At 63.1% G+C, this 8432-nt stretch carries 5 protein-coding genes; 2 read left to right on the forward strand and 3 right to left on the reverse strand.

What is annotated here, in order from left to right; translation table 11 throughout:
* Positions 1–2: 2 nt before the first annotated feature.
* Genes EVC45_RS38650 through EVC45_RS38660 form a run of 3 tightly spaced genes read right to left on the reverse strand, consistent with a single transcriptional unit; the run spans position 3 to position 5776 of the window.
* Positions 3–1427 carry an efflux transporter outer membrane subunit gene (locus tag EVC45_RS38650; RefSeq protein WP_129963384.1) on the reverse strand — a complete coding sequence of 475 codons (1425 nt, stop codon included), beginning with the start codon at positions 1425–1427 and terminating at the stop codon, positions 3–5.
* On the reverse strand, positions 1420–2598 hold the full coding sequence (locus EVC45_RS38655) for an efflux RND transporter periplasmic adaptor subunit (protein ID WP_129963385.1): 1179 nt from the start codon (positions 2596–2598) through the stop codon (positions 1420–1422). The genes EVC45_RS38650 and EVC45_RS38655 overlap by 8 nt, the downstream gene beginning before the upstream one ends.
* Positions 2588–5776: an efflux RND transporter permease subunit gene (locus EVC45_RS38660; protein ID WP_129963386.1), complete on the reverse strand. Its 3189-nt coding sequence runs from the start codon at positions 5774–5776 to the stop codon at positions 2588–2590. Before EVC45_RS38660 ends, EVC45_RS38655 begins: the two co-directional genes overlap by 11 nt.
* Before the next feature lie 342 nt (positions 5777–6118).
* Between EVC45_RS38660 and EVC45_RS38665 the strand changes: the two genes are divergently transcribed.
* Together EVC45_RS38665 and EVC45_RS38670 are read left to right on the forward strand one after the other, a co-directional pair.
* Entirely contained in the window at positions 6119–7018 is a 900-nt protein-coding gene (locus EVC45_RS38665; protein WP_129963387.1) for a LysR family transcriptional regulator, read from the forward strand.
* Between the two features lie 103 nt (positions 7019–7121).
* Complete coding sequence (locus EVC45_RS38670; protein ID WP_129963388.1) at positions 7122–8156, forward strand: LLM class oxidoreductase; 1035 nt, start codon at positions 7122–7124, stop codon at positions 8154–8156.
* Positions 8157–8432: the final 276 nt, after the last annotated feature.

The raw sequence follows: 8432 nt of genomic DNA on the forward strand, positions 1-8432 counted from the left end.
GCTCAGTTGGTTTTCAGGTCGTCCGTGGTCCAGCCCCCGCCGAGTGCGTGAATGAGGTCGACATTCGCATCCAGTTGCCGCGTGCGAAGCGCGATGACGCTGCGTTGCGCTTCGAGCTGGGCGGATTGCGCCTCGACCACGTCCAGATAACTCACCACGCCGCGCTGATAACGCGTGAGCGCCAGGTTGAGCGCGGTCTGGGCCGCACTGGCGGCGTCCTGCTGCTGATTCGTCGCGGTGCCCAGATCGTCGAGCAAGGTCAGGTTGTCCTCCACCTGCCTGAACGACGTCAGCACCACGCTGCGGTAGCGTGCGCCTGCCTCGGCCGTCGCCTCCTTCGCGGAATCCAGCTGCGCATGGCGCTTGCCGCCGTCCAGCAGATACACCGCCAGAGACGGTCCTACCGCCCAATACGAACTGGAAAGGCTGAGCAGATTCCCGAGCACCGAGCTTTGCACGCCACCTTGCGCGCTGAGTGTGAGCGTCGGGAAGTACGCCGCGCGTGCCACTCCGATTTTCGAATTCGCCGCCGCGATGCGGCGCTCGGCTGCGGCGACGTCAGGCCGCCGCTGCAGCAGCGTCGACGGCACGCCGACCGGAATGACGGGCAGCGCGATGGCATCGGTCGCCGGCGCGAGCTGGAATTCCGAGGGCGAAGCGCCGACCAGCACCGCCACCGCGTGCTCCAGCAACGCACGCCTCGCCGTGACCTGAGTGAGTTCGGATTGAACCGACGACAACTGGTTGCTGGCTCGCGCCACGTCGAGACCCGAGACGATTCCGGCGCCGTGCCGGCTGCGGGTCAAATCGAGCGCCTTCTGGTACGACGCCTCGGTTCCCTCGATCAACTGGATTTGCTGATCGAGGCCACGCAGGTCGATGTAGCTTCGGGCCAGCTCGATTTCCAGACTCAGCTGCGTCGATGCCAGATCCGCTTTCGATGCCTGGCCTTCGTCCTTACTCGCGGCAACGGAATCGCGTACGCGCCCCCACAGATCCACTTCGTAATCGACTTCGACACCGAGCGTGGCCGAGTTGTAATCGCTCGGTCCAGTCGGGCTGCGCAACGGCCGCGTGTCCGACTCGCGGTCGCGCTGTATATTGCCGGCAGCGGCAACCTGCGGGTACATCTGCGACTTGACCTGCCTGATATACGCCTGGGATTGCTCGTAGTGAAACAGCGCCGCACTCAGGTCGGGGTTGCTCGCGATCAGCTGTTGTTCGAGGTCGTCGAGTTCGGGCTCCTTATACAGCTTCCACCATCCCGCGCGGTCGAGCTGGTCGGCGGGGCTCGCCTCGGTCCACGGCCCCTGGGTCTGGTACTGCGCCGCAACGGGTGCGTCGGGAACTTCGTAGTGCGGCGCGAGCGAGCACGCGGCAAGCGCCACGGCACTCACCAGCGTGGCGAGTTTCAGATACTTAGTCATGCTTCTCCCCTTTATCCCCGGGCGCAATCACCTGAACATGGTCGCCGTCGACGAGTCCATCGGGCGGCGCGTCGATCACGCGGTCGCTTTGGATCAGCCCCGAGCCGATATCCACCGCATTTCCGAGGTCCTGCACGATCGAAACGGGTTTGAAGTGCACGGTGTCGTTGCGATCGACGGTGGCGAGCCGCAGCCCCCGGTTGTCGAATATCAGCGCGCTGGCCGGCACCCGCAACGCGTCGGCGCGAGCCGGCAGCGTGAAGTGCAGATTCACGAAGTCGCCCGGCAACAGCAAATGACCCGGGTTGTCCACCATCAACTGGACGAGCGAGGTTCCCGACGCGGCGTTGACCGAGTCGGCCAGACCCACGACCGTAGCCGTGAAGGTCTTGCCGGGATACTCCGGCACGGTGAAGGTGCCGGTCCCGCCCGGCTTGACCGCCGGCACGTACTCCTGCGGCACGTGCACGTACACGCGCAGCTTGTCCACGCTCGATACGGAGAAGAGCTGCGGCCCCGTACCGCCGCCGCCATTGATCAACGCGCCAACGTCGGTGTTGCGCGCGGTGATCACGCCGTCGAACGGAGCGACGATCCGGGCGAAGCCCTTGGTCGCGACCAGCCTGTCCAGATTCGCCTGCGCCGCCGCTACGCGGGCCTGCTTCGCCACGTAGTCCTGGGTGCGGTCGTCCACCTCCTGGCGCGACACTGAATCGGTGTCCAGAATACTTTGCCAGCGCGCGGCAGTCGTTTTTGCGAGTGCGGCCTCGGCCTGCGCACTGGCGAGGTCGGCCTTCGCCTGAATCAACTGCTGATCGAGTTCGGGCGTCTCGATCTCGCCAAGCGTTTGGCCTGCCTTTACCGGGGAGCCGATATCGACGCTCCACGATTTCAGGTATCCGCTCACGCGTGCATAGATAGGAGCGCTTTCGAAGGCCTCCAGTCTGCCGGGGAGATCCAGCGCGCCGCCCGGCGCCTGCTGCGCGGGCATCACGACATTCACGGACGGAACAGCTTGTGCCTCGGTCCAGCCTTTGAGCTGATGCTCATGCTTCATGCGGAACGAGACGCCGCTCACCACGACGAGAACGGCGAGTGCACCACCGACGATGCCGGCAAAGGAAAGCTGACGTTGCGCGGCTGCCGCGCGAGTTGTGGGTTCAAAGGACATGGATCGAATCTCCGGAAATCTGCGCGGCCGTCGATGTGCGACCCCGACGCGAATGGATCATGCAAAAAATAGCGGGCACGAGAAGAAGCGTTGCGAACGTGGCGAACAGCAGTCCGCCAATCACCGCTCGGCCCAACGGCGCGTTTTGCTCTCCGCCCTCGCCGAGACTCAACGCCATCGGCGCCATGCCGATGATCATCGAGAGCGCCGTCATGAGGACCGGCCGGAACCGGGTCGTGCCGGCTTCCAAGGCTGCCTTGAAGGCATCGCCGTGCTCGGCCAGACGCTCGCGGCAGAAACTCACCACCAGAATGGAGTTGGCGGTTGCCACGCCCATACACATGATTGCGCCGGTCAGCGCGGGCACCGAGAGTGTGGTATCCGTTGCGAACAGCATCCATACGATGCCGGCAAGTGCGCCGGGCAATGCCGCCACGATCACGAGCGGATCGGACCACGACTGGAAATTGACGACGATGAGCAGGTAGATCAGTACGACCGCGCCCAGAATCCCGAACGACAAGCCCCCGAAAGCGTTGTTCATCGTCTGCGCCTGGCCAAGCAGGACGACCTTCGCACCCTTGGGCGCGGCCTTGGCATTGGCGGCAACGATATGGCGGATGTCGGCGGCAACCGCACCGAGATCGCGGCCCTGGGTCGTGGCGAACACCTCGACCATGGGCTGCACGTTGTAGTTGCTCACCACTTCGTTGCTCGCCGTGCGGTGAATGCTGGCCACGCCGCCAAGGATCTGCCCATCGTTCGCTTCGGCCGCGCCGCTCATCGGCAGATTCACCAGCGACGACAGCGAATCCACACTGTATTGCGGCGTCTGCAGAACGATCGAATACTCCACGCCATTGGCCGCGTTGAGCCAGTAGGTCGGGTTGATCTGGCTCGACCCCGCCATGTGCACGACGAGGCTATTGGTGACATCGCGCTCGGTCAGTCCCTGAAGCGAAGCGCGGTCGCGATCGACGTCGATGTTGAATTGCGGATTGGCCTGCGATTGCTCGATGCGCGCATCGACAACGCCGGGCACGTGCCGGATCTGACGCAAGAGCGAGTTCGCGTAGGCAAAGTCGCCAGGCAGATTGTTGCCGCGAATCTGCAGGTCGATCGGTGCAGGCGAGCCGAAGTTCAGGATCTGGCTCACGATGTCCGCCGGCGGGAACGAGAACGTCACGCCGGGGAACGCGCGCGGCAGCGATTCGCGCAACTTGCGTACGTAGGCGGCCGTGGGCCGGTGGCCTTCCTTCAGCGAGATCTGAATGTCGCCGTCCTGCGGTCCGATCGTGCCCGTGTTGTTGTAGGCCGTATTGATGGAACTGGTGGAGAGGCCAATGTTGTCCACCACGGTGCCAAGTTCGGACGGCGGAATCGTCGCGCGCACCTGAGCTTCCACTTCGGCGAAAATCTCCGCGGTTCTCTCCACACGTGTGCCCACCGGCGCACGCACGTGCAGCAGGACCTGACCCGCGTCCACGTCCGGGAAGAAGTCGCGCCCGAGCAACGGCATCAACGCGAACGACACCACGACGAATGCAAAGAAGCCCACCACGAACGTGCGGCGACGTTCCAGCACCCGTTCGAGCATCGCGACGTAGCTCGAGCGCACGCGCTCGAAGCGCTGCTCGAAGCCACGGTGAAAGCGCGCCCACAAACTGGAAGATTCAGCTTGCCCCTCTTCATGCGCGTGGGACGTCAGCAGGTATTTCGCCATCGTCGGCACCAGCGTGCGCGACAGAATGAACGACGCAATCATCGCAAAGATCACCGACTCGGCCATCGGCACGAACAGGAACTTCGCCACGCCGTCCAGGAAGAACATCGGAACGAAAACGATACAGATGCAAAGCAGCGAGACGAACGCCGGGGTGACGATCTGCGCGGCGCCATCCAGAATCGCGCTCTCGACGGCCTTGCCTTGCTCCAGGTGCCAGTTGATGTTCTCAATCGTCACGGTGGCGTCATCGACGAGAATGCCCACCGCTAACGCGAGCCCGCCGAGCGTCATGATGTTGAGCGTCTCGCCGAGCACCGAGAGTGCGGCAATCGACCCGAGAATCGCAAGCGGAATGGAAGTCGCGATAATGATCGTCGAGCGCCAGCTGCCCAGAAACAGCAGAATCATCACGCTCGTCAGCAGGGCGGCAATCAGGCCCTCACGCGCAACCCCCTTGATCGCGGAGCGCACGAAGATCGACTGGTCGCCGATCGCATCGATCTGAAGCGCGTCGGGCAACGACGCTTTCGCATCGGCAACCTTTTGGCGAATGCCGCCGATGATCGACAAGGTAGACGCCGAACCGTTCTTGAACACCGTGAGCAGCACCGAACGCTTGCCTTCCACGTGAACGATATTGGGCTGCGGCGGGCTGCCGTCGGTCACGTCGGCGACGTCGTGCATATGCACCACGGTGCCGTTGGCGGACTTGATCGGCAGATTCGCGATCGCCGCGATCGTCGGCGGCGCATCGTTCAACTGGAGCGTGTACTCGTAGTTGCCGATCTTTTCACTGCCGACCGGCGTCACGAGATTCTGCGCCGCCAGCGCATTGAGCACATCCTGCGCGGACAATGAGCGCGCTTCGAGTTCGGACGGCTTGATGTTGATCTGAACCTGCCGGTCTTTCCCGCCAAACGGAAACGGGATGGCGGCGCCGTTCACTGTCGCCAGAATCGGGCGCAGCTGGTTCTTGCCGAGGTCCGCCAGGTTCTGTTCCGACAGGCCCTTGCCCGAAAGCGCAAGCTGGATGATCGGAACGGTCGACGCGTTGTAGTTGATGATGAAAGGCGGCGTTGCGGAGGGCGGCAACTGCTTCAAAATCTCCTGCGAAATCGCCGTAACCTGCGCATTCGCCGTGCCGATATTGGTGCCGGGCTGAAAGAAGATCTTGACGATGCCGTAGCCAGTGAGTGAAGTGCCTTCGATGTGTTGCACGCCATTCACGGTGGTCGTCAACACCCGCTCGTACGGAGCCATCACGCGACCTTCCATCTGGTCGGGCGAAAGCCCCGTGTATTGCCATACCACGCTAATCACCGGGATATTGATCCGAGGAAAAATATCCGTAGGGGTACGAAGCGCCGACAGAACGCCAACGATCAGGATAAACACGGCCAGAACAACGAATGTATAAGGCCGTTTCAGCGCAATGCGCACGATGCCAATCATGATAATTCCAGTATTGAGGCTGGCATCGCCCCTAACCGTGGCGGATTCCAGCAAACAGATTCTCGATGCCTTGTGTCAAGTTGCGTTCAATGGGACTCGGCTTGAAGACTCGTGAGGCTCGCACCGATCCAGTGACCGCGATCCAGATTGAGGTCAAACGTTACGCGCTCGCATTTACGAAGAGAATCCCTCACGATCAAGATTCATCCTTCCACTATTCGATAGGGTCCATGAATCGCCTCGAATTCATGGCCAAGCCGCGCACGTTGAAGGCGCTGCGCGCTCGCGCCGCAAGAGAATCCGCTAACATCGGGAATCTCCCTTCCAGTTGCCGAGGAGACCATGGACCGCCTCGAAGGAATGTCCATCCTGGTCGCAGTCGTCGATGCAGGCAGTTTGTCAGCCGCGGCCCGGCACCTCGGCCAGCCGCTGGCGACAGTCAGCCGCAAGGTCGGCGATCTGGAAGCGCACCTGAAGACCCGCCTGCTCCATCGCACCACGCGGCACCTGCGGCTGACCGAGGCCGGCGAAGCCTATGTCGCGTCGTGCCGGCGCATTCTCGAGGACATCGGTGAAATCGAACGCGCCGTGACCGGCGAATATGCGGCGCCGAAAGGCTCGCTCGTGGCCACCGCACCCGTGGTCTTCGGGCGGTTGCACGTCGTCCCCGTCATGGCGGCATTTCTCGCGCACTATCCGGAGATCGACGCCCGCCTCGTGCTGACCGATCGCAACGTCAATTTTCTCGAGGACCATGTGGACGTTGCGGTGCGCATCGGCCAGTTGCCGGACAGCAGCCTCGTTGCGATACGCCTGGGCGAAACGCGCCCCGTGGTGTGCGCGAGCCCCGCGTATCTGGCCGAGCGTGGCACGCCGCAGGACCCGGCCGATCTCGCCAAGCACGCATGCATCGGTTTCGAGGGAATCAATTCGTCGCGCGCGTGGACCTTTACCGGCGGAAAATCGGAGCAGAGCGTGCCGATTCACGCGCGGCTCGTGACGAACACGGCGGAATCGGCCATCGACGCCGCGACGCTCGGGACCGGTTTGACGCGAGTTCTGTGTTATCAGGTCGCGAGCGCCGTGCATGAAGGCCGCTTGCGGGTGGTTCTGGAGGCTTACCAGCTGGCGCCGATGCCGATCCATCTCGTCCATGCCGGCCAAACGCCGCTGCCGCTCAAGCTGCGCGCGTTTCTCGACTTCATGTCGCCACGGCTCAAGGCGCGCATGTCCGCCGATTGAATTCCCCGCGTTATTGCGCGCGAGTATCAACTGTTGTTCGTTGCAGGTGGTTTTTGTCAGCGTCGATCGTGCGTAACCTTGGCTCGTACCTTGGGGAAACGCAATGGATATGTCAGCAATCACCGCGATGAAGGCTTCCGCGCCAATCGAACATGCGCTTTCGGAGCACCCCGCGTGGCGCCGCGTGTTTCACAAGGGTGCGCTCACGGTCGGACTGATCCTGCCGCTCGAAACGCATCCGGACTCGCCCGTCCCGACCATGCGCGATCACGTCGCCATGGCACAGCGCGCCGAGTCGATGGGCGTGGCCGCGCTGTGGATGCGCGACATCCCGTTCTACGACCCTGCATATGGCGACGCCGGCCAGATTTTCGAACCGCTGGTGTATATCGCCAGCCTCGCGGCGGTGACGAGCAGGATCGCGCTCGGCACGACCGGCATCGTCTTGCCGATGCGCGAACCGCTCTTGCTGGCCAAGCAGGTGAACTCGCTCGACCAGTTGACGAATGGCAGGCTCCTGCTGGGCATGTCCTCGGGAGATCGACCCTCCGAGTATCCCGTCTTCGGCATCGACTTCGATACGCGCGGCGAGCGGTTTCGCGACGCGTTCCAGACCTACCGCACGGTCAGCGAGCAGCCTTTTCCGGTGTTCTCGTCGCCCCGCTTCGGCAAATCGGGCGGTACGCTCGACATGCTGCCCAAGCCGCCGTACGGACGCACCCCGGCGATTGCGGTTGGACGGGCGCAGCAGAGTCTTGAATGGATCGCGGCACAGATGGACGGTTACCTCGGCTTCGTGCCCGGCCCGGACGCGCTCGATGCATTCGTGCGCAGTTGGAACGAGCAGGTCGCGCGCTCGATGGGCCGCGAAGCCTTCAAGCCGATTGCCTTTGGCGGCTACCTCTATCTACATCGGAAGCCTGACTATCCGTTCCGCGCCGTCAAGGGCGGATTCGCCATCGGCAGCCGCTCGCTCAGGCATTTTCTCGAGCAGGCACGCGAAGCGGGCGTCAGCCATGTCGCGCTGAATCCGAAAATCACACCGCGCCCGTATGCCGACGTACTGGACGAGTTGCACAGCGAAGTGCTGCCGCACTTTATCCCGGAGGTCGTTCATGCATCACGCGAACGTGCCTGAAGCGCTGAAGGTGCACTGGTAAGCGTCCGCGGCAGGCAATCTCGAAGCCGGACACGACATCTACGCCGACGACGCCATCTACGACTCTCCCCAAATCGAGTGAACGCATCCGCGGGCGCGAGCGATAGCCGGCGATTCCCGGGCCGGCTATCTAAGAGCGCGCGGCGTATTCACGCCGCGCTTAGCTTACTTCGACGCGGGCATCGCGAATTCCGCGCCCTTGTCGATGCTGTCGGGCCAGCGCTGCGTCACGCTCTTGTAGCGCGTGTAGAAGCG

It is taken from the genome of Paraburkholderia sp. UYCP14C (assembly GCF_004197395.1).
Classification (GTDB): domain Bacteria; phylum Pseudomonadota; class Gammaproteobacteria; order Burkholderiales; family Burkholderiaceae; genus Paraburkholderia.

Coding starts and splice junctions, on each gene's coding strand:
- EVC45_RS38650 (WP_129963384.1), bottom strand. CDS start 1,427: ATGACTAAGTATCTGAAACTCGCCACGCTGGTGAGTGCCGTGGCGCTT.
- EVC45_RS38655 (WP_129963385.1), bottom strand. CDS start 2,598: ATGTCCTTTGAACCCACAACTCGCGCGGCAGCCGCGCAACGTCAGCTT.
- EVC45_RS38660 (WP_129963386.1), bottom strand. CDS start 5,776: ATGATTGGCATCGTGCGCATTGCGCTGAAACGGCCTTATACATTCGTT.
- EVC45_RS38665 (WP_129963387.1), top strand. CDS start 6,119: ATGGACCGCCTCGAAGGAATGTCCATCCTGGTCGCAGTCGTCGATGCA.
- EVC45_RS38670 (WP_129963388.1), top strand. CDS start 7,122: ATGGATATGTCAGCAATCACCGCGATGAAGGCTTCCGCGCCAATCGAA.